Source organism: Enterobacter sp. Ap-1006 (assembly GCF_011752835.1).
Lineage (GTDB): Bacteria > Pseudomonadota > Gammaproteobacteria > Enterobacterales > Enterobacteriaceae > Cedecea.
Genome location: NZ_VWWU01000003.1, coordinates 273,844 through 299,435, shown reverse-complemented (window position 1 = coordinate 299,435; position 25,592 = coordinate 273,844). Strand labels below are relative to the sequence as shown.

General features: G+C 53.2%; 25 protein-coding genes and 1 tRNA gene. 14 read left to right on the top strand and 12 right to left on the bottom strand.

Going from position 1 to position 25,592, the window contains the following annotated elements:
- Positions 1-20 precede the first annotated feature (20 nt).
- Positions 21-650: a TfoX/Sxy family DNA transformation protein gene (locus F3J28_RS09685; protein WP_166875354.1), complete on the top strand. Its 630-nt coding sequence runs from the start codon at positions 21-23 to the stop codon at positions 648-650.
- Here F3J28_RS09685 and yccS read toward each other — a convergent pair.
- Together yccS and F3J28_RS09675 are read right to left on the bottom strand one after the other, a co-directional pair.
- A complete protein-coding gene (yccS, locus tag F3J28_RS09680) occupies positions 635-2,776 on the bottom strand; it encodes a YccS family putative transporter (protein ID WP_166875351.1) in 2,142 nt (713 codons plus the stop codon). The two genes, F3J28_RS09685 and yccS, sit on opposite strands and share 16 nt — an antisense overlap.
- 9 nt (positions 2,777-2,785) lie before the next feature.
- Complete coding sequence (locus F3J28_RS09675; protein ID WP_008461256.1) at positions 2,786-3,232, bottom strand: YccF domain-containing protein; 447 nt, start codon at positions 3,230-3,232, stop codon at positions 2,786-2,788.
- 130 nt (positions 3,233-3,362) lie between these two features.
- Between F3J28_RS09675 and helD the strand changes: the two genes are divergently transcribed.
- Entirely contained in the window at positions 3,363-5,417 is a 2,055-nt protein-coding gene (helD, locus tag F3J28_RS09670; protein ID WP_166875348.1) for a DNA helicase IV, read from the top strand.
- Here helD and mgsA read toward each other — a convergent pair whose 3' ends face one another.
- A complete protein-coding gene (mgsA, locus tag F3J28_RS09665; protein WP_008461260.1) occupies positions 5,418-5,876 on the bottom strand; it encodes a methylglyoxal synthase in 459 nt (152 codons plus the stop codon).
- Between the two features lie 99 nt (positions 5,877-5,975).
- Positions 5,976-6,623: a curli synthesis inhibitor gene (gene csgI, locus F3J28_RS09660; RefSeq protein WP_166876558.1), complete on the bottom strand. Its 648-nt coding sequence runs from the start codon at positions 6,621-6,623 to the stop codon at positions 5,976-5,978.
- Positions 6,624-6,791: 168 nt separating this feature from the next.
- On the opposite strand from csgI, the gene F3J28_RS09655 reads away from it, so the two are divergent.
- Entirely contained in the window at positions 6,792-7,205 is a 414-nt protein-coding gene (locus F3J28_RS09655) for a CoA-binding protein (protein ID WP_166875345.1), read from the top strand.
- A 29-nt stretch (positions 7,206-7,234) separates the two neighbouring features.
- Here the strand turns inward: F3J28_RS09655 and hspQ are convergent, their stop codons facing one another.
- Together hspQ and rlmI are read right to left on the bottom strand one after the other, a co-directional pair.
- A complete protein-coding gene (gene hspQ, locus F3J28_RS09650; RefSeq protein WP_008461265.1) occupies positions 7,235-7,552 on the bottom strand; it encodes a heat shock protein HspQ in 318 nt (105 codons plus the stop codon).
- A gap of 61 nt (positions 7,553-7,613) precedes the next feature.
- On the bottom strand, positions 7,614-8,804 hold the full coding sequence (gene rlmI / locus F3J28_RS09645; protein ID WP_008461267.1) for a 23S rRNA (cytosine(1962)-C(5))-methyltransferase RlmI: 1,191 nt from the start codon (positions 8,802-8,804) through the stop codon (positions 7,614-7,616).
- Between the two features lie 161 nt (positions 8,805-8,965).
- Between rlmI and yccX the strand changes: the two genes are divergently transcribed.
- On the top strand, positions 8,966-9,256 hold the full coding sequence (gene yccX / locus F3J28_RS09640) for an acylphosphatase (protein WP_166875342.1): 291 nt from the start codon (positions 8,966-8,968) through the stop codon (positions 9,254-9,256).
- Here yccX and tusE read toward each other — a convergent pair.
- Positions 9,253-9,582, bottom strand: coding sequence for a sulfurtransferase TusE (gene tusE / locus F3J28_RS09635; protein WP_008461270.1), 330 nt, complete (start codon positions 9,580-9,582; stop codon positions 9,253-9,255). The two genes, yccX and tusE, sit on opposite strands and share 4 nt — an antisense overlap.
- 136 nt (positions 9,583-9,718) lie before the next feature.
- On the bottom strand, positions 9,719-10,378 hold the full coding sequence (gene yccA / locus F3J28_RS09630) for an FtsH protease modulator YccA (protein ID WP_039291604.1): 660 nt from the start codon (positions 10,376-10,378) through the stop codon (positions 9,719-9,721).
- A gap of 226 nt (positions 10,379-10,604) precedes the next feature.
- Between yccA and F3J28_RS09625 the strand changes: the two genes are divergently transcribed.
- Positions 10,605-12,230, top strand: a complete 1,626-nt coding sequence (locus F3J28_RS09625) for an ABC transporter substrate-binding protein (protein WP_166875340.1) — start codon at positions 10,605-10,607, stop codon at positions 12,228-12,230.
- Positions 12,231-12,387: 157 nt separating this feature from the next.
- Positions 12,388-12,475 (top strand) — tRNA-Ser (locus tag F3J28_RS09620).
- Positions 12,476-12,554: 79 nt separating this feature from the next.
- Here the strand turns inward: F3J28_RS09620 and F3J28_RS09615 are convergent.
- Both F3J28_RS09615 and F3J28_RS09610 read right to left on the bottom strand, forming a co-directional pair.
- Positions 12,555-12,893 carry a helix-turn-helix domain-containing protein gene (locus F3J28_RS09615; RefSeq protein WP_166876555.1) on the bottom strand — a complete coding sequence of 113 codons (339 nt, stop codon included), beginning with the start codon at positions 12,891-12,893 and terminating at the stop codon, positions 12,555-12,557.
- A 359-nt stretch (positions 12,894-13,252) separates the two neighbouring features.
- Complete coding sequence (locus F3J28_RS09610) at positions 13,253-14,041, bottom strand: MipA/OmpV family protein (RefSeq protein WP_166875337.1); 789 nt, start codon at positions 14,039-14,041, stop codon at positions 13,253-13,255.
- Between the two features lie 125 nt (positions 14,042-14,166).
- Between F3J28_RS09610 and F3J28_RS09605 the strand changes: the two genes are divergently transcribed.
- Entirely contained in the window at positions 14,167-14,865 is a 699-nt protein-coding gene (locus tag F3J28_RS09605; protein WP_166875335.1) for a response regulator, read from the top strand.
- Positions 14,862-16,049 carry a sensor histidine kinase gene (locus tag F3J28_RS09600; protein WP_166875333.1) on the top strand — a complete coding sequence of 396 codons (1,188 nt, stop codon included), beginning with the start codon at positions 14,862-14,864 and terminating at the stop codon, positions 16,047-16,049. Before F3J28_RS09605 ends, F3J28_RS09600 begins: the two co-directional genes overlap by 4 nt.
- A 1-nt stretch (position 16,050) precedes the next feature.
- Here the strand turns inward: F3J28_RS09600 and attM are convergent, their stop codons facing one another.
- Complete coding sequence (gene attM / locus F3J28_RS09595) at positions 16,051-16,833, bottom strand: AttM family quorum-quenching N-acyl homoserine lactonase (protein WP_166875330.1); 783 nt, start codon at positions 16,831-16,833, stop codon at positions 16,051-16,053.
- 143 nt (positions 16,834-16,976) lie between these two features.
- Here attM and F3J28_RS09590 point away from each other — a divergent pair, with 143 nt between their 5' ends.
- Positions 16,977-17,867, top strand: a complete 891-nt coding sequence (locus F3J28_RS09590) for a LysR family transcriptional regulator (RefSeq protein ID WP_502706898.1) — start codon at positions 16,977-16,979, stop codon at positions 17,865-17,867.
- On the top strand, positions 17,857-18,195 hold the full coding sequence (locus F3J28_RS09585; RefSeq protein ID WP_286178086.1) for a MafI family immunity protein: 339 nt from the start codon (positions 17,857-17,859) through the stop codon (positions 18,193-18,195). Before F3J28_RS09590 ends, F3J28_RS09585 begins: the two co-directional genes overlap by 11 nt.
- Before the next feature lie 42 nt (positions 18,196-18,237).
- On the opposite strand, the gene F3J28_RS09580 is transcribed toward F3J28_RS09585, so the two are convergent.
- Positions 18,238-20,544, bottom strand: a complete 2,307-nt coding sequence (locus F3J28_RS09580; RefSeq protein ID WP_166875325.1) for a molybdopterin-dependent oxidoreductase — start codon at positions 20,542-20,544, stop codon at positions 18,238-18,240.
- 531 nt (positions 20,545-21,075) lie between these two features.
- Between F3J28_RS09580 and F3J28_RS09575 the strand changes: the two genes are divergently transcribed.
- The 4 genes from F3J28_RS09575 to F3J28_RS09560 are packed head-to-tail and all read left to right on the top strand — an operon-like array spanning position 21,076 to position 25,587.
- A complete protein-coding gene (locus F3J28_RS09575; protein ID WP_039291649.1) occupies positions 21,076-22,056 on the top strand; it encodes a sugar ABC transporter substrate-binding protein in 981 nt (326 codons plus the stop codon).
- Positions 22,057-22,088: 32 nt separating this feature from the next.
- Positions 22,089-23,594: a sugar ABC transporter ATP-binding protein gene (locus F3J28_RS09570; protein ID WP_166876549.1), complete on the top strand. Its 1,506-nt coding sequence runs from the start codon at positions 22,089-22,091 to the stop codon at positions 23,592-23,594.
- Entirely contained in the window at positions 23,591-24,580 is a 990-nt protein-coding gene (locus F3J28_RS09565; RefSeq protein WP_166875322.1) for an ABC transporter permease, read from the top strand. Before F3J28_RS09570 ends, F3J28_RS09565 begins: the two co-directional genes overlap by 4 nt.
- On the top strand, positions 24,580-25,587 hold the full coding sequence (locus F3J28_RS09560) for an ABC transporter permease (protein ID WP_166875319.1): 1,008 nt from the start codon (positions 24,580-24,582) through the stop codon (positions 25,585-25,587). The genes F3J28_RS09565 and F3J28_RS09560 overlap by 1 nt, the downstream gene beginning before the upstream one ends.
- Positions 25,588-25,592: the final 5 nt, after the last annotated feature.

Sequence of the window (25,592 nt, the reverse complement as noted above, 5' to 3'; positions counted from 1 at the left end):
CTGATATATAAGGACATATTATGAAAAAGGTGACATTTCTTAGAATTCATAAATCACGGAAATATCTTTCGTCACTGGGTAAAATCAGCTACAGACCGTTATTTGGCGGTTATAGTCTGACCGTCGACGGTGTGGTTTTTGCTATGGTGGCGGAAGATGAGCTTTACCTTCGAGCTTGTGAACAGTGCGCGGAATATTTCATCCAAAAGTCGGCCCCACCGCTGATGTACAGTAAACGGGGGCTCCCAGTTGCACTGAATTACTATCGTGTCGATGAAGAGCTTTGGGAAAATCCCGATAAACTCGTCCAGCTCTCTTCCCTGGCTTTACGAAGCGCCCAACGGGAGAAGACACAAATTAAGATACGTTCTCGCCGCCTTAAGGATCTCCCCAATCTTTCCCTGAATATTGAAGTTATGCTTCGTGAGGTGGGCATTAATGATCCACAAACGCTTCAACTCTTTGGGGCAAAACGGTCATGGCTAAAATTACGCAGTACCCGGAAAACGGTAGGTATTAAAGTACTGCTCGCGCTTGCAGGCGCTATTCGTGGTGTTCATGAGGCTGTACTGCCTGCTGATGTTCGCAAAGAATTGACGGACTGGTGGCGCCGCTATGAGCAGCGGCGCCAGCCTTACTCGGAGCACTGAGAGATTTGTTGCTGAAGACGAGAGATCTCTGGCAGAAGAGCAATTAATAACCCAATTTGTTGCAGAACCAGGGGTTCTTTTGTGTCTGCCCGAGTCTCAAGCTGCGAGATGCGGGCGGAGAGCCCTGTAAGGGCAGCCTGAACGCGTCCTTCATCGACAGGCAAGTGATGCAGTGCGTCATCAACGTAGCAGACGGCGTCATCAAGCAACATCAACGTATCGCCGTGGTTGAGTTTTTCCCTGTGCGCACCTAATGCAGAGATATAGCTGTTAAACGAGTGGTTCAGGCAAAGCAGACGGAACGCCGCTTCACGCACCTCAGCGGAGACTCGAGGCTCGGAAGACATATTTGAAACCACGGAGGCCAGCTCGGCGTCTCTGTTATGGGCATCCCGCCGGGCAATGCGATATTCCAGGCGGTTATCACGTCCCTGATGGTATTGCTCAAGAATTGCATCCAGATAGCGACAGTTGGCGTTGAACGCACGTTCAACGACCCGTGAAAGCCGGCGGAATCGCCAGTCAGGCCAAATGAAACTCACCGCCGCCCAGGCTATTGCGCAGCCTAAGAGGGTATCAATCACGCGCGGGAGAGCGACTTCAAAACCTTCTCCTAGCAGATTAAAACACAGTAATACCAGCAGAGTAATAAACATGGTGGCGTGGGCGTATTGCACATTTCGGAAAGCGAAGAACAGCACGCCAGTAATGACGATCAGTATCAACTGGCCTTCGAGAGATGGGACAAGCCAAAGTAAGGGCAGGCCAACGGCCACCCCAACCAGTGTGCCGATGATACGCAGCGCTAAGCGTCGCCGGGTTGCACTGTAGTTGGGCTGGCAGACAAACAAGCTGGTCAGAAGTATCCAGTAACCATGCTGCAAACCCGTAAACTGAATAAACGCATAGCCCACACAGAGAACCAGGGACATACGCACTGCGTGACGAAAGAGTGCGGATTCAGGCGTGAGGTTAAGCTTTAGCCGCTGCCAGATATCATCGAAGCCGGTCAGCTTGTCGTCGGCTAAACGATTCTCGGGATCGTTCTGCGGCTCAGCAATGGCCTGTTCTGATTCAATGTTTGCCAGTTGCGCATCAATTGCCCTCAAGTTTGTAATCAGAAAGCCTAACGCTTTTATCTCAGAAGTGGTTGCATGGCTGGCACGAATTCGGTCCAGAGCGGAGTCCAGATGGGTAAATGCGCGTTCAAACCGTGGGTCGTGCTGATAAGGGACTCGCAGCAGGATTGATCGAGAGAGCTGCTGGCAGGCATGAGATTGCATCGTTAGCAGACGCTGAAAGCGGAACATCACGTCGCTATAGCGAAACTTATCGCGTAAGGCCTGGTACTGAATATGAGACGAGCTTGCCCGCTCGTGAATATCCTGGGCTACGAAATAATAGTGAAGTGTTCGACGAGTCCCTCTCTGCCCCCGATCGCCGCGGAGGCGAGTCAGTAATGAGCTTTTCGTCTGGTTTAGCGTGGTGACTAACTGGCTGTTAGCCATGGCCAACTGGAGCATTGGAGCCTGGCTTTCTTCTTCGATATCAGGATCAAACAGTGCGGCTTTAATTTCCAGAAAGTTAGCGAGGCTTTCATAACAGCGTGCCAGGTTGTCCTGCAGGGGACGAATCGGGAAAATTAAATGGCCAGCTAAGGTCAGGAGGTTATACCAGACGGCGCCGGCTAAAAGGAATAGTGGTTGCTGATACCAGTGCTCGTAGAGGGAAATACCGAGCATCGTGTAGATAGCAATCAGCAATGCACCAAAGGCAATGGTGGCATAGCGTTGGCCCAGCCCTCCAAGGAGGATAAATCCGCTGGTGGAGACCGTTAAGCCTACTGCAAACAGCCACGGCCATGGAAACAGCAGCTCAACAGACGCTGAAGCAATGAAAAAGCTGACTAAAGTGATCAGTAAATTTCGTAGCCTACCACTTACCCGGTCGTCGAGATCGGCCAGGGCGGCAGCCACAACGCCAAGCGTGAGGGGAATCGTCAGCTTGACTTCACCGAGCCACCACGGCAGTGCCGCAGTGCCTGCAAGGGCAATAAATATGCGCAAGTTGTAAAGCCAGGCGCTGTTCCAGGTGTAACGACGTACCAGTGGGCTTAGGGTCAGCACAACGGCTCCTTACTGGAAACGGCGACGTGCATTGGATTCGCGTGCTGCTCTTGCCACTTCGACTGGAACAACCCGGCGACCAACGGGCCATAACGCAATGGCAGCAATCTTGAAGTTCGCAATTCCTACAGGGATCCCAATTACGGTAATACACTGCGCGATGCCCGCCATGATATGCATAATGCACAGCCACCAGCCGAAGAAGATCAGCCAGAGAACATTCAACAGGGTCCCCCCCGTATTTAGCAGCGTATTTTTACCCTGTGGATTAAGCTCATCCACATGAATGGCTTCATTGCCGTAGGGCACAAAGGAAAGCTTGGTGATTTCCCAGCAGGAGCGAGTCAGTGGCAGGGTGAAAATCAGCACAATACTCACCAGCGTGGCAAATAGCCAGGAGAGGGTGGTCAAGAAGCCACCCAGCACGAAGTTCAGAACATTAAGTACGGTACGCATAGTGACGCTTCCCTGACAGAAAAATAAAGAGTGATTAACCGCAGAAATTATAACGCGTTTTTACTCTGGAGCGTCATTCCATCGGCAGTTAAACTTGAGCCATAACTCTTACATTGGATCGGGCAACGTAATGGAACTCAAAGCAACTTCTCTTGGCAAGCATTTAGCCCAGCACCCTTATAACCGGGTCAAACTGCTGCTTGCCGGCGTTGAGGTTAAAGGCGATCGCCACGAATATCTCATTCCATTCAATCAGTTAATCGCGATTAACTGTAAGCGTGGCCTGGTTTGGGGAGAGCTTGAATTCGTTCTTCCTGATGACAAAGTAGTTCGCCTGCACGGTACCGAATGGGCGGAGACTCAGCGCTTTTTCCATCATCTGAGTTCGCTCTGGCTCAACTGGAGCACGGAGATGAGTGAAGTTGCCGCCGAAGTATTAACCGCTCAGCGAGAGGAGATTGCTCAGCGCACCCGCAAGGAGGTGTGGTTCCGGAGAAGTGATATGCAGGCGTTACAAGATAACCTCCGCGCAGCTATTTCAGCCCTCCCGCTACCGCATGCCCGACTTGGTGAGTTCGAAAATTGCCGGGAAGCGTGGTCCATATGTAAAGCCTGGCTTGAACAGGGTGAAGAACGCCGACACCAGCGTAATAGCGCTTATACCGAACGGATGCTGGAAAAATATGCCGCTTTCTTTGAGCAGGTTGAAAGTTCGCCGCTGAATCCGTCTCAGGCCAGGGCCGTGGTGAATGGAGAAGATTCGCTCCTGGTGCTGGCTGGGGCCGGTAGCGGCAAAACCTCCGTTCTTATGGCGCGTGCCGGATGGTTGTTACAGCGCGGTGAAGCAACAGAGGAGCAAATCCTGCTGTTAGCCTTTGGCCGTCAGGCCGCGCAGGAAATGGATGAGCGTATAGCCAGCCGCCTTAATACCGAAGCGATTTCTGCCAGAACTTTCCATTCACTGGCGCTACACATTATTCAACAGGGGAGCAAAAAAGCCCCTCGAGTCAGTGAACTTGAGAGCGACACAGCGGCTCGCCATCAGTTGCTGATCGACAGCTGGCAGCAGCAATGCCGGGAAAAGAAGGCGATGGCCAAAGGCTGGCGGCAATGGCTGAGCGAAGAGCTTGAGTGGGATGTTCCAGAAGGTGAATACTGGCAGGACAAACGCCTGGCGAAGCGGCTTGCCAGCCGGCTCGACCGCTGGCTCGGCCTGATGCGGATGCATGGAGGTTCACAGGCTGAAATGATAGACAGCGCGCCAGAAGAGGTCAGAGAACTCTTCACTAAACGTATTAAGCTGATGGCGCCATTGTTAAAAAGCTGGAAAGCCGCCCTGAAAGCCGAAGAGGCGGTAGATTTCTCCGGGCTGATTCATCAGGCAATTAACGTGCTCGAAAAGGGGCGTTTTATCAGCCCGTGGAAGCATATCCTTGTCGACGAGTTTCAGGACATATCCCCCCAGCGGGCCGCCTTACTGGCTGCTTTAAGACGGCAGAATTCCCATACTTCGCTTTATGCCGTGGGAGATGACTGGCAGGCAATCTATCGATTTAGCGGAGCAGAAATGACGCTCACCACGGCATTTAGCCACCATTTTGGGGAGGGTGACAGCTGCGCTCTGGATACCACGTATCGTTTTAACGACCGAATCGGCGAGATTGCTAACGGTTTTGTGCAGCAAAATCCGTATCAACTGCGTAAGCCGCTCAATAGCCTCTCTAAAGGGGACAAAAAAGCGGTAACTCTGCTTGCCGATGACAGGCTCGATGATTTGCTGGACAAACTTAGTGGGTATGCCTTACCCGAACAGCGAATTTTGGTGCTGGCGCGGTATCACTATTTGCGTCCGGAAAGTCTGGAAAAAGCCTCAACGCGATGGCCTAAGCTCAACATCGATTTTATGACTATCCACGCCAGCAAAGGGCAGCAGGCGGACTATGTGATCATTCTTGGTTTGCAGGAAGGAAAAGAAGGTTTTCCGGCACCCGCGCGGGAGTCAATCATGGAGCAGGCGCTCCTGCCACAGCCGGAGGATTTCCCGGACGCAGAGGAGCGGCGTTTACTTTATGTCGCGCTGACGCGAGCACGTCATCGGGTCTGGCTTATGTTCAACAAGCAGGAACCTTCTGTCTTTGTTGAGGCACTTAAGCGGCTGGGTGTGCCCGCGGCTAATCGTCCGTGATTATTTCAGGCGTTCATTCAGATAGCGTTGGTAATCCGGAATAAGAATATCCACGCTCTCATTGAAGCCCGGAGAGTGAATAATAAAGTCTGCGGTAGAAAGGTTGGTGGCGACCGGGATATTCCAGACGGTCGCAAGGCGCAGCAGGGCCTTAACGTCGGGATCGTGAGGAACGGCATTGAGCGGGTCCCAGAAGAAAATCAGGACATCAATTTTGCCTTCGGAAATTAACGCGCCTACCTGTTGGTCGCCCCCCATTGGGCCACTAAGCATGGCGTTGACTTCAAGCCCTGTTGCTCGCTGAATTAAATTACCCGTTGTCCCGGTGGCATAGAGAGTGTGGTTGGCAAGCGTTGCTTTGTGGCGCTGTACCCACTTCAAAAGCGCGTCCTTACAGTGATCGTGGGCAACCAGTGCGATATGTTTTTTTACCGCAAGGGTGCGGGTTGTTAGTTCCATTCTCTTTTCCTGGGTAGTTTTAGGCTGCTAACAGATTACTAAAAGCGCCAGGGGCTGCAAGAGCAGAACGTCAAAAAAGCGAGGTATCTCGAGGCATTGCTATGGGTTGGGTGCCTCATTTGCCCAGCGTAAAAAACGCGCCCGGGTCGGATTATCGGCCTGACTGAACCAGTATCTCAGCCGTTGCTCTGTCAGCACTTCAGACTGCGCCGGTGGAAGGTCTGGATTAGCCTGGGCAAATTGCAGAATACCTTCGTTGGTCATGCGGTTTGCGAATCCGGGCATTGACGCTTTTTTTCCTGATTTGTTATAGCGCTGTGTCTCTTCTTCATAATCCGTTCCGGTTGGATCGGGTTTTATCTCCAAAATATCGGTTCGGATGGGAATGGAATGACCCTGTCCGTCCTGCAGCTTAATTTGAAAGGCGGCTCCAGAATGATTGGGATCTTTTAGCGGTAGAACAATATTGACCTGATCTATCTCTTTGGTGTCAAAACTGATCACCGTCGGGGGGGAAACCCCAGAAGATCGGCTGCGTGCGTTGTTTATTTTTTTTTCAACGCGCAGAACCAACTGATGTGGCCCATTATCTATTTCAATGCTGTCCGCCCCTTTAAGGAGCGAGCTGGAAACTCTTTTACCATCCAGAACCAGTAAATCCACATCGGCGGAAAGGCGAAGTGTGGTTCCCCATACCAGGGTTGGTAGCATCAATATTAGCCCTGCAAGTGGCAGACCTGCTCTCATTTCACTCTCCCTGGTGAACATGCTGAGTGGATATTTCAAAGTTTTTCCTGAGACCTGTTTATTAACATATAGACATATTTTCAGAAATTGCGCGCCTGAGTATCCAGTAGAAAGATGGCTGGGTGACGGGGTTTGGCATACACTTCAGACAACATCTTAGGGGGCGCTATGAAACAAAGTGATATCGAAAATATCCTGAAAACCACCCGTACCATTGCGCTGGTGGGGGCCAGCGACAAGCCCGATCGTCCGAGTTATCGGGTGATGGATTACCTGCTCAAACAAGGTTATGAGGTTATTCCTGTGTCGCCGAAGGTCGCGGGTAAAACGCTGTTAGGGCAGCAGGGCTATGCCACGCTTGCGGACGTACCGAAGAAAATTGATATGGTCGATGTGTTCCGTAATTCTGATGCCGCCTGGGGAGTCGCGCAGGATGCCATCGCCGTGGGAGCGAAAACGCTATGGATGCAGCTTGGCGTGATTAATGAGCAGGCCGCGGTGCTGGCACAGAATGCGGGATTAAGCGTTGTGATGGATAAATGCCCGGCGATTGAAATCCCTCGTCTTGGGCTGGCGAAATAAGAAAAACCCCGCATCGGCGGGGTTTTTTATCAGTTACGCAGGCGTGGGGCCTGAAGCTGTTGGCGTATCGAGGCAGCCAGTTCGTCCATTGACGGCTGTTCAGGGTGCTCGTCGTCATCTTCAGAACTGAGCTGAGCTTCGGCGAGATAGGTATGAATCGCCTGGCCATCCTCATCTTCCATGACAACGTGGTACCACGGCGCCGCGCGGAGTGCGCTATTGTCGGCCAGATCGTCTTCCTGCGGCTCATCGAGCGAATACTCGGGGTCAATGTCGACCACCACGCCCAGATAGCCCAGTAAAGAATGGCGAACCTGCTGGCCAATACCGAATTTGCTGGCAATCATAGTCACCTCCCGGGAACATTACTCTGCATACGAATATGCGGGCAATTTCCGCCTTTTCAAGCTACATGACTCGACAGGCAAACCCTTTCAGATACAGCCCTTCCGGGTAGGTTGCGATCACCGGGTGATCGGCCGCCTGGCGGAACTGTTCTATAAATTGTACATCACGCCCGGCATCTACGGCGGCATCGGCGATGATTTTCTGGAATAAATCTGTGGTCATCAGCCCGGAGCAGGAGAAAGTCATCAGAATGCCGCCAGGGTTCAGTAACTGAATCGCTAACATGTTGATGTCTTTATAGCCCCGGCAGGCGCCCGCCAGCTGGTTTTTGTTTTCAACAAATTTAGGCGGGTCCATGACGATGACGTCGAATTTCTCGCCCTGGTCGCGATATTTGCGCAGCAGTTTGAACACATCGTCACGAAGAAACTCGGCTTTGCTGAGATCAAGCTTGTTCAGCTCTACGTTTTTTCTGGCGATATCCAGCGCGTCCTGAGAGGTATCCACGCTTACCACCTGGCTGCAGTTACCCATCAACGCAGAAACGGCAAAACCGCCGGTGTAGGAGAAGCAGTTCAGGACGCGTTTATTATCAACGTAGCGGCGAGTGGCGAAACGGCTGTCGCGCTGATCGAGGTAATAGCCTGTTTTATGCCCGCCCTGAATGTCTACCAGCAGCTTCATACCGTGTTCTTCGATAGGCAGCAGGGCAGGAGGCAGTTCACCGCTGACCGGCCCCTGAGTCAAAGCCATGCCTTCTTTCTTACGTACGGTCACATCGGAGCGATCGTAAACAGAGCATTCAGGGTAGAGAGACTGCAGGGCGGCAACGAGGGCCGGGCGCTGATATTCTGCGCCGGCAGACAACAGCTGCAGCACCAGGAAGTTGCCAAAACGATCGATAGTCACGCCCGGTAAACCGTCAGATTCACCGGCGATCAGGCGGTAGCTGTCCAGCCCATCACGCTTAGCCAGCCAGTCTCTCCACTGCTGGGCCTGCTGCAGGCGGCGGGTAAAGAAGGCGATATCAATACTTTCAGCCTGATCAAAGGTCCAGACGCGGGCGCGGATTTGCGATTCAGGGGAATATGCCGCTCGGGCTAGCCATTTGCCCTGGCTGTCCACCACATCAACCGTTTCACCGAGACTGGCCTTGCCTTCCAGGCGTGCAACAGCCCCAGAGAAAACCCATGGATGACGGCGCAATAACGACTTCTCACGCCCTTTGGCTAACACTAAACGTACGCTCATAATTTATTTGCTGCTTCGCTAAGAAATGGGCGCCATTTTCCGGTTTAGGGCCGCTAATTGCAATTTATTCACGTGAAAGCCTCACAGAGTGGGTTACTGCCAAAGAAAAAAAGACGGGGTTTGTTAGACTTAGAACTGTTTTGAGCGTTCAGGCGGAGGCAATGATGAGTTCAGACAAACAGTGCGTGAAGTGTTGGGTACACGGCATGGTTCAGGGCGTGGGCTTTCGTTACAGCACTAAGCGTGAGGGGGAAAAGCTTGGCTTAACCGGCTATGCCCGTAACCTGGATGATGGCAGCGTGGAGGTGGTGGCCTGCGGAGAGGCGGAGCAGGTTGAAAAGCTGCTGGCGTGGCTAAAAGCCGGCGGGCCACGTAGCGCCAGGGTTGATAAAGTTCTGACTGAACCGTATCAACCCGAACGCGAATGGATCAACTTTGGTATCCGCTACTAGATACACTTCACCGGTTTTGGCAGGCCAGCGATTTTTGTGGCCTGTTTGGCCGGGCCTTTCGGGAACAGGCGATAAAGATAGCGGCTGTTGCCTTTCTCTTCGCCGAACTTGTTCGCCATAGCCTTAACCAGCATGCGAATGGCCGGGGAGGTATTAAACTCCAGATAAAACTCGCGTACGAAGCGAACCACTTCCCAGTGCTCTACCGCCAGGGTAATGCCTTCTTTGGCGGCAATCTCTTCCGCCAGCGGCTCGCTCCACTCCTGGCTATTTTTCAGGTAGCCATCGGCATCTGTCTCTATTTCTCTGCCTTCAAAGGTCAACATAGTTATCCGCTATTTACGTCAAATCGGGCGAAGTGTAGCAAATTTTCTCTGTAGGCTTAAGGGCGGAATGCGGCAGGATTGAGGGCAAAAAAAAGAGAATGCACAAGGCATTCTCTTTTAGGGATTACGGCATCAGTTAGTCGCGGCTGGCAAAACCAAGGATGCTCAGCAGGCTAACGAAGATGTTGTAAAGAGAAACATACAGGCTTACGGTCGCGCGGATGTAGTTTGTTTCGCCGCCGCGGATAATGTTGCTGGTCTCAAACAGGATGGCGCCAGAAGAGATCAGTATAAACACCGCGCTAATCGCCAGGTGCAGAGCCGGGAGCTGCAGGAAGATGTTTGCCACCATACCAATCAGCACAACCACCACGCCCGCCATCAGCATGCCGCCGAGGAAGGACATGTCTTTACGGGTTGTCAGAACATAAGCAGAGCAGCTAAAGAAGACCAGTGCGGTACCACCCAGCGCCAGGCCAATAACATCACCCATGCCTGCGGACAGATACGCATTCAGCATTGGCCCCAGGATATAGCCCAGGAAGCCGGTAAAGGCGAATGCAGACAAAATGCCCACTGGTTTATCCGCGGTTTTGTAGGTCAGGAACATCAGGCCGTACATGCCGACCAGCGTCAGAATCAGCCCTGGAGAAGGCAGCATCAGTACGGTGCTGGCGGTTGCAGTCAACGCGGAAAATGCCAGCGTTAAACTCAGCAGGAAATAGGTATTACGTAGCACCTTGTGGGTGCTGAGCAGTGACGAACGGTCACGCGAGGAGGTAATAATGCGATCCATTCTAAACTCTCTCTTTTACAGGTGTTTTATGGTCATGAGCATAATGCCCGCCTTTATTAGACAAAAGCCTTTTTACCCATCTTTACCTCGTGCAGTTTATCACATTGTAAAAAATTAATGCCATAACACCCACTTATAGGTGGCTGAAAAATATTGCTTTATTACCTAAAGCCGACTAAGAGTGTTAGCCGTACCGTCGTTAAATAACATTAATAAGGCGTAGGTCATGAAAGCAAACAACAACACATTCTCAAAATCATTGGTTGCTCTGGGTCTGCTCAGCGCTATTTCCAGCGCATGGGCAGCAGACGTTCCGCCAGGAACCGAGCTTGCAGCCAAACAGGAGCTGGTACGTAACAACGGCAGTGAACCGGCGTCGCTGGATCCCCACAAAGTGGAGAGCGACGTTGAAAGTAATATTATCGGCGACTTTTTTGACGGCCTGATTCGCGTCAAAAACGATGGTTCTATCGAACCTCATCTGGCCGAAAAATGGGATAACCAGGACAACAAAGTCTGGACATTCCATCTGCGTCCGGGGATTAAGTGGTCCAACGGTGAACCTATCACCGCGCAGGACGTGGTCTGGAGCTGGAAGCGTTTAGTCGATCCTAAAACGGGCTCCCCTTACGCAACTTATCCCGGCACGATGCATATCGAAAATGCCAATGACATTGCCGAAGGCAAAAAGCCGGTCGATAGCCTGGGTGTGAAGGCGCTGGATGCCAACACCGTTCAGGTGACTCTGGACCAGCCAACGTCGGCCTTCCTGCTGATGCTTGGCCATACGTCTATGGTACCGGTGAGCGAAGCTGCGGTAGAAAAATTTGGGGATAAATGGACCCAGCCGGCCAACTTCGTGAGCAGCGGCCCGTATAAGCTGTCGCAGTGGGTGGTGAACGAGAAAGTCGTCGGCGAGCGTAATAAGCAGTACTGGGACGATGCTCATACGGTGATTAATAAGGTGACTTATCTGCCAGTGACTTCCGGTACAGCAGATATAAACCGCTATAAAGCGGGTGAGATTGACATCACCTATACCGTGCCGGAAACGCTCTTTGCCTCACTGAAAAAATCGATTCCGGACCAGGTCCATATCACGCCTTATCTGTCCACTTACTATTATGAATTCAATACCACCAAAGCGCCGTTTAACGACCCACGCGTTCGTCTGGCATTAAACCTGGCGCTGGATAAAGATATCATCGCCGGTAAGGTGTTAGGGCAGGGGCAAAAGCCTGCGTGGCTGGTGAGCCAACCTAAAATTGGTGGGATAACGCTTAAGCCTGCGGAGTACGGTAGCTGGAGCCACGATAAGCGTGTCGCTGAGGCGAAGAAATTGCTGGCAGAGGCGGGCTTTAACGAATCTCATCCGCTGCAGTTCAACCTGCTTTATAACACCTCGGAATCTCACCAGCGCATCGCCATTGCGGCCAGTTCAATGTGGAAGAAGAACATCGGCGTCGAGGCGAAGCTCCAAAACCAGGAGTGGAAAACCATGCTGGATACCAAACGTACCGGCAATTATGACCTGGTGCGCTACGGCTGGATTGCCGACTACGATGATGCGGCGACCTACCTGAATAACTTCCGTACCGGCGATAGCCAGAACAGTTCCAAATACAGCAATCCTGCCTACGATGAGATCATCGCTAAGGCTTCACAGGCCACCACCCAGGAAGAGCGTGCGAAGTACTATCAGCAGGCCGAAGATATTCTTGCGAAAGACGTCCCGACCATCCCTATCTACCACTATGTGAAGGTTCAACTGGTGAAACCTTACGTAGGAGGTTATGCACCGAGCACGCTGGGTAAATATTTAACCCAGGATCTCTACATCAAAAAGCACTAATGCTGACGCTGCCCTCTCCGGAGGGCAGAAAAAGCGGCTTGAAACTGAGCATGTTGCTGCTGTTTCAGGCAAATAACACAAATATGATGAAATTTCAGGCGATTGAACAAAATCGTGCTTTACATGAAGTATGGGTATGTTTATAGTTCGCCTCGTTGGAAGTGTGGCCGAGCGGTTGAAGGCACCGGTCTTGAAAACCGGCGACCCGAAAGGGTTCCAGAGTTCGAATCTCTGCGCTTCCGCCAACATTCGAAGGGGTTGCCGAAAGGCAGCTCCTTTTGCTTTGGCGCTGGAGCAACGCGCCGCAAGTGCAGGCTTTGTACATCACCCCCGTACACCTTTAGCCTTCCTGTAAGTTCCTGGCGACATCTTAAAGCTGCGGGTAAACAGCCGGTTAAAGCTCTGCTGTGAGTCAAAGCCGTACTTCACCGAAATATCGACGATTCGCTCCTGGGTATTTTTGAGATCCTGTGCCGCCAGCTGTAATTTTCTGATTCTGATGTATCGGCCAATACTTTCGCCTTTATAATATAAAAAAATTCTCTGGAAGTGCCATTTAGAGTAGCCAGAATAGCGAGCAACATCCTCTATTCGTAATCGACGATGAATATTATTATCTATCCAGCCGGTGATGGTTTCTATGACTTTGGCGGAAATCTTCATGCTGATATCTCTCAGTGTTAGTAAATGCTTAGTTATGCGTTGAGCGCTGCAGTAGCGACTTAATGAAATTTCTAAGATGGCAGGATAAAATATAACGATCGATGTTTTTTGTTTTATCTGAATGACAACGCCTGACGTTGTTTTTATATAAGGGTGATTTCGGAGGGTGTTTTGTATATATACTTTTAACGTCTGTATTATTACAGACGTTAAAATCACCCTTTTCGTACAGGCACGCTTTAAAATCATGAACTCCCGTGGAGGAGAGAAATGCCACGAAGGTGAAAATCACAATAAGCGCGATCTTCATAACGGTGCTTCGGCCTGTTGTTGTAATGAATACACAATGGAAAAAGAAATCAGAAAGTATAATTGAGGGCCAGCATACCGGACGTACCGTCTTTCCTCATGACGATGGGGCTGTTGGAGGCCTTCTTATCAAGCCAGGCATAGCTCAGGCTAAACAAGCCTCCCCAGTGTTCGCTGAACTGATGGGTCAGCGTCAGGCTGATATCCGTGCCGTAAAACCCACCGGCGCTGCTGTAGCGCGAGAAACCTGATCGGTTGTGCTGCTGTTCGTTGACGCCGTACCAGGTATTCATATAACGGGCATCGCCAAATAATGCGCTGGCCTGAAATGTAAGCGTATTAGCTTCGTTCATAATCGGGATATAACTTATTGCTGTGGAATAAGATACGCCCTGACCATCATTTAACGGCAGAGTTGTTTTACCTTCAAAAACCAGCCAGGGGGCGACGGCCCAGCCAAGTGCAATACCCGAATTGACCGTAGACGAAATATCCCCCATGCCTTTAAGTTTATTCGAGCCTTTTCGCCAGCCTGAATTTTTATCCGTGCGGCCTGAATCGTAACCCAATGTTGGCTCGAAATATAAACCACTATCGCTTTGAAGATGAATGCCAAGCCCATTCATGGAATCAAAGAAGATATTACTCATCTGAATGTGTATCAGTGGAATAACACTGGTGTTTTGTTCATTAGCTCCACTGTATCGCGGAGAGGATATAGCTCCAAGGCCAAAGGTTGTCACGGTTTCATCAGAATTAAATTCACTTGCATACGATGATGAAATACTGGAAATTATCAGCGGTGCAATTATGTATTTTGTGCTTTTCTTCGTTAACATAATGATTCTCATCGTCAGGTGTTTATATTTTTGTGCATACTTAGCTCAGTAAGTAAAAGGATTATGCTGAGGGCTTATCAATGAACGACCAGGGATTTGTGAAGAAACTGTCAAGGTAACATTAAATGAAAAATAAACGGGTCCTGGTGATTGAAGACGACGCTGATGCGGCAAATGTGTTGGAGGCCTATCTTAAACGCGAAGGCTATAGCGTTTCGGTGGCCGGGGATGGCCTGGCGGGCATGAACACGGTGGTTACCTGGAAGCCCGATCTTATTTTGCTGGACGTCATGCTCCCCGGGATGAACGGCACGGAAATTCTTGCGGCCGTCAGGCGAAAGGGCAATACGCCCGTCATCATGATCACCGCCATGGGCGAACCCTATGACAAGATCGGCGCTTTACGCTATGGCGCCGATGATTATGTGGTTAAGCCCTACAATCCCGGCGAAGTCATGGCCAGGGTGCAGGCCGTGCTTAGGCGCAGCCAGGCCAGCCAACTCCCCGCAGAGGATGTTTTACGCTGGGGTCCACTGGAGGTTGATGTCACCAATTTGGCTGCGCAGGTGTTGCATGAGGGACATTCTCCCCTGCGCCTGGATTTAACGCTCACCGAGTTTTCTATTTTGAAAACGTTAATGCGTGCCTCGACGAGGCCGCTCAGCCGCCAGTTTTTGCTCGAAGAGTGTCTCCCGGAAAGCGACGCTCTGGAGCGAGTGGTGGACACGCATGTCTATAACTTAAGGAAAAAGCTTGAGGCGGCGGGAGTTGATCATCTCATTCTGAACGTGCGCGGCATTGGCTACAGGTTCTGCAAACCATGAACAACAAAAAGAGCAAATCGCTCCTGCTGTGGATATCGATTCGTATCATCGTGGTGGCCGTCAGCGTACTGTTTTTCATCGTGCTGGCGATGTGGAGCATCTACGCGGTTCAGTATTACTGGGTTGTACATCACATGTCGCCTGCCGCTTACCAGGAATTTCTGACGCTGCGGGCGAACCCTGACTTAGACATTGTTCGTTTTCATCAAATTGTGGATGCCCGCTGGGGAATTGAATACAGCACGCCTTCCATCAGCTCTCTCAACTGGGGCTGGCTGTTTATCTTTATTTCCATGGCGACCCCGTTTGTGATCGTCAGCTGTTTACGCGCCACGCGTCCGCTTGCCGCGCAGTTTCGCAGCCTGACGGACGTCGCGGAGATAGTGGCTCAGGGGGATTTCAATCAACAGGCAAAACGGGTGGACGAATGCCCGGCGGAGGTGACTCGCTTTGCCAGCAACTTCAATAAAATGATTAGCCAGCTGGCGCTGTACGAACGCGAGCTTAAGGCCGCGCACGTCGCGGCCGCACATGAACTGCGCTCGCCGCTTACCGCCGCTATGGGGCGGCTGCAGGGCATGATCGACCATGTGTTTCCGGCGGATGAAAAACAGCTGAATATGGTGATGACGCAGCTAAAAAACCTCAGCCACCTGACCGATGATTTGCATTTCCTTTCCCTGGCGAGTGCGGGGCAACTCTCGCTCCAGCACGGCGTATTCTCGCTTTCTGAAGTCCTGAATGAACGGGTAGCATGGCTAAAACCCCAGCTGGAAGCGGCCGGGATGTCCGTCTCGATGGAGGCGGAAGATGAATTCTATTACTCAGGAGATGAAGCCCGACTGGGGCAGGTCTTCACCATTATCATTGAGAACATGCTTCGCTATTGCAGCAAGGGCGATCGCATGTCCATTCGCTTTCGCCATCTTAAGCAGGGCATTGAAATCCAGTTTCTTGATACCGGGCCTGGCGTCGCCGGGGATTATCTGCCGCATATTTTTGAGCGTTTCACCCGCGGGGAGCGCTCGCGGGCAAGGGATTCAGGCGGCAGTGGGCTGGGGCTTTCTATTGCCAGAGAAATCTGTCATGCGCACCACGGGGATATCCACGCCAGCCTGCCTGCTGAGGGCGGGTTGCTGATGACGATAAATTTGCCCGTGCCGCTCAGTGAAGATGGAACCTGACTTACTCGTACCAGGCTGGTGCCAGGGTGAACTGCGGCCAGGCATCGGGATCGTGGCCGGGAATCAGCCTTGCCCCGTTGCACTCGGTCAGGTTTCTCAATTTTGCCACCGAGCGTGCAGCGTCGCTGGCTGAGGTCATCAAGCCCGGAAGCGCGCGGTCATAAAAATGATCCAGCGTATAGGCCGCATCAATCGCCAGCGTGAATGCCTTGCCGCTGGTGAGCGTCACCAGAAACGACTGATGCCCCGGCGAATGTCCCGGGGTCGAAATGCAGCGCAGCGTCCCGTCGCCGTACAAATCAAAACCGTCCTCATCCAGCAACTGCCAGTTCAGATTCTGGCGGGCAAAATCCTTGCGGCAATAGGCGCCTGCGGTGAACCAGTCCGGCTGAAAGGCATAGTTGTATTCCTGCCGCTGCACGATATGCAAAGCGTTAGGGAAGCGCCCAATGGCGCCGGTGTGGTCAGAGTGCAGGTGGGAAAGTAATACATAGCGAATCTCTTCCGGCTCAATGCCCAGCGCACGCAGCTGCGCCACACATCCCTGTTCTTCGGTCATTAACGGCTGATAATGTTTGACCGTATCTCCCCAGTATGCCCGAGGATCGGCCAACCCCTCTGCCGCAAGCCCGCCGTCAATAATGGTATGGCCTTTGGGGTGAGTCAGAAGGAACCAAGGGACGGGGATTTCATAGTGGCTCCCTTCACCCTGATTCATCCTGATATCGTGATATTTACAGCGTTGAGTGCCGGACTGGAAAAGATAAAGTCTGATCTCTGCCATGATTATATTCCTGATTAGTAAGAGCATTTGATAACGTATAAGCCGTCAGTTTTATGTAAATTGCACTGGCGCAGTAGATATCTGTTGCTGCTTTCATCTATCGGAAAAACCAATATACTCAGTCCATGGATCTTCTGGCGGCAATGCGAATTTATGTGCGGGTGGTGGAGCGGGGCAGTATGTCCGCCGCCGCGCGCGATATCGGCATCGGACAGCCGGCGGTGAGTGAGAGGATTGAGCGGCTGGAAGCTCACCTGGGCACCCGTCTGCTGCGGCGAAACACGCGCCGAATGTCCATGACCGACAGCGGAGCGCTATTCTATGAACGCAGTAAAGTCGTGATTTCGGCGGCAGATCTTGCGCTGGCGGTCGTGGATGAGCGGGTGGGGCTAAAAGGGCTGATTCGCATCGCAGCACCCTTTGGCGTGGGTGAAGAAATTCTGATGCCCGCCTTGCTGAAGCTGAGAGCAACCCATCCCGATCTGAATATTGAGCTGGTCCTGAACGATCGCGTAGTCGATCCGGTGACGGAGGGCGTTGATATTTCACTCAGGCTTGGTGACCCAGGTGAGGGCGATTTCGTGGCACATCCACTGGGTGATGTACGGCGGATTCTGGTGGCTTCCCCGGAGTATTTGGTGCGAAATAGCACGCCAGCTTCCCCCGACGACCTGATTCACCATGCTTTTGCACGGGTATCCGGCCTGTTTAACGACAGCCGTCTGCCGCTTATTTCACAACATAACCAGATTGTTAACGCCCGGCTGAACGTGGTGTTCAGCGCCAATCACTGGCGGCCGCTCTACACGTTTCTGATGGCGGGTGAAGCGCTCGGCGTGTTGCAGTATCAAGTGTGTCAACAAGCGCTGAAAAACGACCAGCTTGTCGCGCTGTTGCCGGAATACACCGTGCCGCCGTTTAGTGCGTTTTTGCTGTATCCACCGATCAATAAAGCCTCCCGTGAGGTCAGTGCCTGCGTTGCTTTTTTGAAAGGGGCACTCGCGGAAAGTTTTCAGGATTTATATGAAAAATAATGAGCGAACTCATTTTCAACAATTGATGGCGTTCCTTTCCAGTGAGCGTTCATCAGCAGAGGAGATGCCGGGCCTGGAAAGTCGAGTCAAAAAATTTGGCGAGTTATTCCGGGGACGGCTGGATAACGAACGTCTCCAGTTTGCAATTGATTATGTCGATTACAATGAAACGGGACTGGCCTTTGAAACGATTTGTGATTATTTGCATGAAGACGATGTGCCCGTTAGCCAGGATGAGTACGACCTCGCCGTTTCCCTTTGCCACGAGCTAAAGAGGGTATGGGGTCATGACACTGTGCAACATTTACAAGCGCTGATTAAACGCTAAAAACGCCAGCAGAATCACCGGCGTTTTACCTATGCCAGGCTCTCAGGCCACAAACTCGGGGGGATCAAACGCGGTAATCGGCGGAATTGCTTCTTTCCAAAGCTCAATTTCTACCCGGCAGCTTTGGGCGCTGCAACCCTGACCCAGGCGCGAAGAGCCCCGATCCTCGGTCAACACATTCGGATTGCCGTGTTTATCTAAAGAGCCCGGCGTGGAAGGATCCATCGGGTCATACCAGGCTCCGGTCGAGATCTGAACCACTCCCGGCAGGATCTGGTTACTGATGTGAACGCCAGCCAGAATGGCACCCCGGCCATTAAATACCTTTACCACTTCCCCTTCCTGGATCCCGCGTTTGCGCGCATCAGCCGGGTGCATCCACAGCGGCTCGCGTCCCTGAATTTTAGTGGCCCGGCTGACGCTGCCGTGGTCATACTGGCTGTGCAGTCGGGTGCGTGGCTGGCTGGAAAGCAGGTGCAAAGGCCACTGCCTGGCCTGCTGTTGCTGATAAGCGGCCTCTTCTTCATCCCAGAAGGGAAAGCCGGGGCACTCCCGATAGCCGAAACCGGCCACGGTGTCTGAATAAAGCTCAATTTTTCCCGACGGGGTGGAAAGCGGGAACCGTTGCGGATCTGCACGGAAATCGGCCAGAAAAACTTGTGGCTTAGCGGGCGGCGTGAACTCCAGTTTTCCCTTCTCCCAGAAGGTGTCAAAAGAGGGAAGCTCTACGCCGTCTTCCTGCGCTCTCTCCCGTGACGATTCATACAGATGCGGCAACCAGTCGGCGGCGGTCCGCCCTTCGCTGAAGGTGTCGTAAAAGCCCAATTTTTTCGCGAGCGCACAGAAAATGGTGTAATCATCCTGCGCTTCCGCGAGGGCCGGGATCTGCTGGCGCATAGCAATCATAAAGCCGTCATGGCTGCCGCTGCCGATATCGTCGCGTTCAAGAGAAGTCGTCACCGGCAACACAATGTCGGAAAACTTCGCCTGCGCCGTCCAGTACTGCTCGTGGGCAACGATGGTTTCCGGTCGACGCCAGGCTTCAACCAGGCGGTTGAGATCCTGATGATGATGGAAAGCGTTGCCGCCAGCCCAATAGACGAGGCGAATATCGGGGTAATGGCAGAGCTTGCCATCAAATTCATATTCACCGCCGGGATGCAACAACATGTCCGACAGGCGAGCCACGGGAATAGCCGTTTTTATCTTATTCTCGCCGGCAGGAAGGCGAGGGCCAGAAAACGGCACACGCGCAGCACCTGCAAGATTGGTACAGGCATAGCCGAAAGCCAAACCTCCACCAGGCGTGCCTATCTGGCCTAGAAGAGAAGTCAGCGCCACGGTTGCCCAGTACGCCTGTTCTCCCTGGCGAGCACGCTGAATGGACCAGGAAATATTGATCATCGTGCGCTTGCCCGCCATGGTACGCGCGAGCGTTAAGATTTGTTCGGCATCAATGCCGGTGATATCTGCCGCCCAGTCAGCGGTTTTAGGCACGCCGTCGTGTTCGCCGAAAAGATAGCGGCGCAGCTGTTCGAAGCCAACGGTATGGCTATGGATAAAGGCTGCATCGTGCAGAGACTCTGCAATCAATGTATGGCAAAGCGCCAGCAGCAGTGCGGTATCGGTGCCGGGGCGAATCGCCAGCCAGCGGGCGCTTTCTACGGCGCTGAGATCGTTTTGTACCGGGCTGATGTTCACGAACTGCACGCCATTTTGCGCCAGACGCTCAAGCCAGTGCTTCAGCATGTGGTCGTTTGCGCCGCCGCCGTTGACCTGAGCATTTCTAAGCGGTAGCCCGCCGATGGCCACAAACATTTCGCAATGTTCTGCCAGCACGGAGAAATGGGTGTGTTGTTTATGCAGCGGGCTTAACGGGCCAAGAATATGCGGCAGGATCCGTTCTCCGGCCGCGCTGCTGTATGTATTGGTACTGGCGGTGTAGCCGCCAAAGCCTTTAAGAAAACGGTGCAGCTGGCTTTGGGCATGGTGAAAACGCCCGGCGCTGGCCCAGCCGTAAGAACCGCCAAAAATCGCTTCGTTGCCGCAGCGTTCCTGCACCGAGCGGAGATCGTGTGCCAGCAGATCCAACGCCTGCTCCCAGCTCACCTCGACAAAAGGCTCTTTCCCTCTGCCTTCGCGTGAGGCCGGGCCGTTTTGCAGGTAGCCGAGGCGAACTGCCGGGCGACGAATCCGGGTATTCCCGGTGACGGCATCCGCCAGAGACTGGCCGATGCGGGAGGGGTTTTTGTCCCACGAGACGGGAGAAACGGCGGCGATACGATCGCCCTCGGTGGTGACCTGGTAGGTTCCCCAGTGCATTACCGCCAGCTGATGTTCCGCTTTCATGCTTATACCATGCGTTTTCAATAGGGCTAATGCGGCATCATACGGGGAGGTGGGCGCAAAGAGGAAATTCATCCGGCGATGAAAAATCAGGCAAATCGGCCGAACTTTAGCGAATACTGTTTCATTTATATAAGTCGACAGGATTTATAATTAACTGGCAAGAATATATCGTCGTTTAATTTTATTTTAAGGGGTTTTGTCTTCTCTCTGAAAATAATTAACCCATGTATTTAGTGTTGTTGAATTATTTTCTTGTTGTCTGTTTTACATGTGTTTTTTTCATGTTTATTTACCTCATTCTAAAGTGACTTAATGACATGGCTGTGAAAGTATAAGATATATCTATTTTTTATTTTGGCTTGATAATGCTTGTTGTCATGCTGTCGCTTAATGGTCTTTTTTTGCCGGAGGCCAGGGTGCTCGCGTCATTTATTGCCTCAAATAAGTGTAGCGGAATAAGCCCTTGCTGCCAGGCTGAAACCCGGATCATCAGGCGTAAGTGTGAATAATAACTACAGGATAGCTATAGCAATGAAGGGTAAAAAAAGACTTCTGTCTGCCGCCGTAGGCCTGGTGTCGCTGGCATCAGGTGCTGCTTTCGCCGCAGACACGCTCTCATTACAGGGGAAAACAATCGGGGTTGCCGTCGTAGGAACCCAGCACTTTTGGGATCGCGAAGCCTATAAGGGCGCGACCGAAGAAGTGGAAAAGCTGGGCGGCAAGGTTATCGGCGTTGATGGTGGCAGAGACAACCAGGTTCATGCCAATAACCACGATATTCTGCTGTCCCGGAAGGTAGATGCCGTAATCAGTATTTTGGGCGACAGTGCCGTTGAGCCTAAATTTAAAGCATTGCGCGATGCTGGTATTCCGGTCTTTACCGTTGACCATGTTTCTCAGTATTCCGTGAATAACACGACGTCTGACAACTACACTTTGGGCTCAACCATTGGCCGCTATATGGCGGATGCGCTTGGCGGCAAAGGTAATGTTGCGGTATTTAACGCATTCTCTAATTCATTACGCATTTGCGGCATACGTTATGACCAATGGAAATATGTCCTGAAGGACTACCCGGATATTAAAATTATTCAACCGGAGCTGGCAGAACAATTTGCTAACTCGCCGGAGGATGCTCGTAAGAAAACCCTCGAGTTACTTAGCCAGTATCCGAAAGGCAAGCTGGATGCTATCCATGTAGCCTGCTGGGACCAGCCGGCTATCGGTATCGTGCAGGCGCTGGAAGAGACCGGCCGTGATAAAGATGTGAAGGTCACCGCCATCGACGCCGGCCCGGAAACGCTGGAAATCATGGCGGAAAAAGACAGCCCGCTGGTGGCCAACGTTGCTCAGCAGCCTCACCTGATTGGTCAGACGTCTGCCGAAAACGTGGCTCGCTACTTCGCAGGCCAGAAGCTACCAATTCAGACCTTTATTCCGGTTATCCCGGTGAAAGGCCCGGATGAAGCTAAAGCCGTGTACAAAAAACTGGGTTACGGTGAGCTGAAGTAGTGGACGCGGCAAAAACGCAGCGCGGCCTGGTGATGGACCGCATCAGTAAACGATTTGCCAATGTGACCGCGTTAAACGCGGTCACGCTGACGATAGGCCCCGGTGAAATTCACGGGCTTATCGGTGAAAACGGCGCGGGCAAATCCACCTTAATTAAAATTCTTGCCGGGGTTTACCAGGCCGATGGCGGCGCGGCCACGCTCGACGGCATCCCGCTTCCGCTGGGTAAGCCCGCGGCGATTGAGGCCCAGGGAATACGCGTTATTCATCAGGAACTTAATCTAATCCCACATTTTACCGTTGCCGAGTCGGTGTTTCTGGGACAGGAATATCGCCGTGCCGGTGGGCTGTTGGACAGCAGGCGTATGCGACAGGCGACGAGAGATTTTTTCCACCGTACCTGGCAACTGGATATCAACCCCGACCGCCTGATCCGGCAACTGAGTCTGGCCGAACGCAAGCTGGTGCAAATCGCCAGGGCGCTGATTGACGGCGCGGCAAAGCTGGTGGTCTTCGACGAACCTACGGCGCCGCTTGAAGCTCACGAAGCGAGCCTGGTGTCTGACGCTATCCTGCGTCTCAAGGAGCAGGGCATCGCGATTCTGTACATCTCCCATTACCTCAACGAAATTGCCGCGCTGTGCGATGCGGGCACCGTGCTGCGCAACGGGGAAGTGGTGGGCTACCCGGATCGCGAAGTGCTGCAGAATACCGATGCCGTCATTCATATGATGGTCGGCAGAGAAATTGACCGACTTTATACCCCTCGTCAGCACGAGGCTGATGCCACGGCTGGAGAAACACCGTTGCTTGCCGTGCGTTCGCTGTCTGACGGGCAGCAGCTACAGGACATCAGCTTTGAAATCCGCAAAGGTGAAATTGTCGGCCTGGCAGGGCTGCTGGGCGCGGGGAGGGACGTGCTGGTGGATACACTTTACGGACTGAACACGGCGAAAAAGGGCGAGATCGTCATAGAAGGGCGCTCCCGCCGTATTCGCTCCCCGCGGCAGGCTATCCGGGCCGGTATGGCGCTTGTACCTCGCGATCGCCGTCATCAGGGGATGATCCTGCCGTTTTCGGCCACCGATAACATCAACCTTGCGTCGCTGCCGGACACGGCAACGTTTGGCTGGGAACACCGTTCCCGGGCGCTGCAAAAAGCCCAGGACTGGATTGCGCGGCTGAGTATTCGTCCTGCACTCCCGGCGCTGCCTGTACGCTTTATGAGTGGTGGAAATCAGCAAAAGGTGATTCTTGCCCGCTGGCTGGGGACTGACGCCCGCTTGTTTATTCTTGATGAGCCCACGCTCGGCGTCGATATCGGCGCACGCAGCGATATCTATCAGCGCACCCGACAGCTTGCCGAGCAGGGGCGTTCGGTGCTGGTTTCTTCCAGCGACGCGACCGAACTGCTGGGCCTGTGTGACCGCATTCTGGTGATGTGGCGCGGGGAAATGGTGGCGAACTTGCCCACTCAGGGACTGACCCTCGACACGCTACTGGCAACGATTAACGGTGGGCAGGAGCATGCAGCATGATGATTGAAATTCGCCGTTTTGGGGCAGGTCGCTCCGTTGCGTTGTTTGAAAAATTTCCGCTGCTGCTGTTTGTTGGCCTGTTTGTCTGGCTAAGCATTCAATCGCCGTGGTTCCTTAGCTGGCAGAACATCAGCCTGATGTTGGTGCAAAGCGTGCCGCTGGCGATCCTGAGTTTTGGCCTTGTCTGCGTGATTGCTGCCGGGGGAGATGACGTCGTTTCCGGCGGGATCGATCTTTCGCTCCCGGCCATCGCCGTGTTCGGCGTGGCGCTGTTAAGCCTGGGCATGAGCGAATGGCTGACGCCGTGGCCGCTGCTCTTACTGCTGGTGGCGGCGCTGAGTCTGCTGTGCGGGGGCATCAACGCGCTGTTGGTACTGGTTGCCGGACTGCCACCTCTGTTGGCAACGCTCTCAACCTCGGTGGCCTTTACCGGCCTGACCGATCTGCTGACCGGGCAGCGCCGGATTAGCGTCAGCGATCCGCTGATGGTGGCGTTTCGCGACGGCAGCGTGCTGGGCATTCCTTATGCGCTGGTTTATCTGCTGTTGGTTTTTGTAGGCTTCCAGCTTTTGCTGCATCACACCCGCTTTGGCCAGCATTTGCAGGCGACGGGGGGCAGCAAAGACATGGCGCAGATGTCCGGGCTTAACGTGCGCCGTCTTATCCTCGCGTCCTGGCTTATTGCCGCCGTTGCGGCCGGGCTGGCGGTCTTCCCGCTGCTGGCGCAGGGGTCGGGCAGTTCCAGCGGAACCGCTACGCCTTTACTGATGGAGACGGTGCTGGCGACCTTCCTGGGCGCAGCCTTCTCCCGTCGCCGCGTGGTTACCGTTTGGGGGGCGCTGCTGGGGGCTATCCTGGTCAACGCCTTGTCTAACGGTCTTGGATTACTGGGGGTTAATATCTTCTGGGTCGGTGCCATTAAAGGCGGACTGATTCTCGTGGTGCTGGCGGCTTCTGCCCTGCAGCAGAAAGGGGGCAATAAATAATGAAAGTTTTTTCTGCTCTGGCGGCAACGCGTCCGGCCGGTGAGTCCGGGAGAAAACCGCTGGCCTGGCTGTCACGTGCGGGCTTTGCGCTGGTTACGCTGTTTTTCATTGTCCTGTTTAGCTGGTCAAACCCCGTTTTCCTGACGCTGGATAACTGGAGCAATTTGCTTCAGGGCAGCGCCATTCTGCTGATTGTGGCGCTGGCGATGACGCTGATTGTCAGCGCAGGGGCGATCGATCTCTCCGTCGGCGTGGCTATCGACTTTGGCGCCATGCTGGCTTTAATTGCGCTCAAAACCTGGCAGCTTCCCTGGCAGGTGGCTGTGCTGTGCGCCCTGTTGGGCGGCGTGGTGATAGGCCTGGTCAACGCTTTTCTTATCCTCGCCTGCCGCATTAAGCCGTTTCTGGCGACGCTAGGTACCTGGTTTATTGCCAGCAGCGCCGAGCGTATTTACACCGACGGTGGCGGGGCGATTTCCTGGCGACGCATGGCCCCGGAATATCACGATTTAGCGGTAGGCAATGTTGGCGGGATCCCCACGCCGGTGCTTATCGTGCTCGTGGTCTGGCTGGTGGCCTGGCTGCTGACTGAACGGACGCTGTTTGGTAAGCGGGTGCGTGCGATTGGGCAAAACAGTGAAGCGGCGCGTATAGCCGGGATAGCCGATAAGCGAACCCTGTTCTGGGTGCTGATTGCCGCTTCGGCAATGTGTGCCGTGGGCGGCATTATTCTGTCTGCCAACCTGCGCCAGTTTACGCCGCTTGCCGGGCAGTCTTACCTGATGGATGCCATTGCCGCCGTGTTTATCGGCACCGCATTCCAGCGGCAGGGGCGGGTGAGCATGGGCGGTACCCTGGGCGGCGTGCTGTTCCTCGCGATTATTGATAATGGGCTTAACCTGATGGGGCTGAACTACCTGGTGAAAGAGGCGCTGGTGGGCGTGATCCTGGTGGTGGCGCTGGCCGTTTCATTCTGGCAGGCGCGTCTGCGCCAGCAGCACCGGTGAGGACG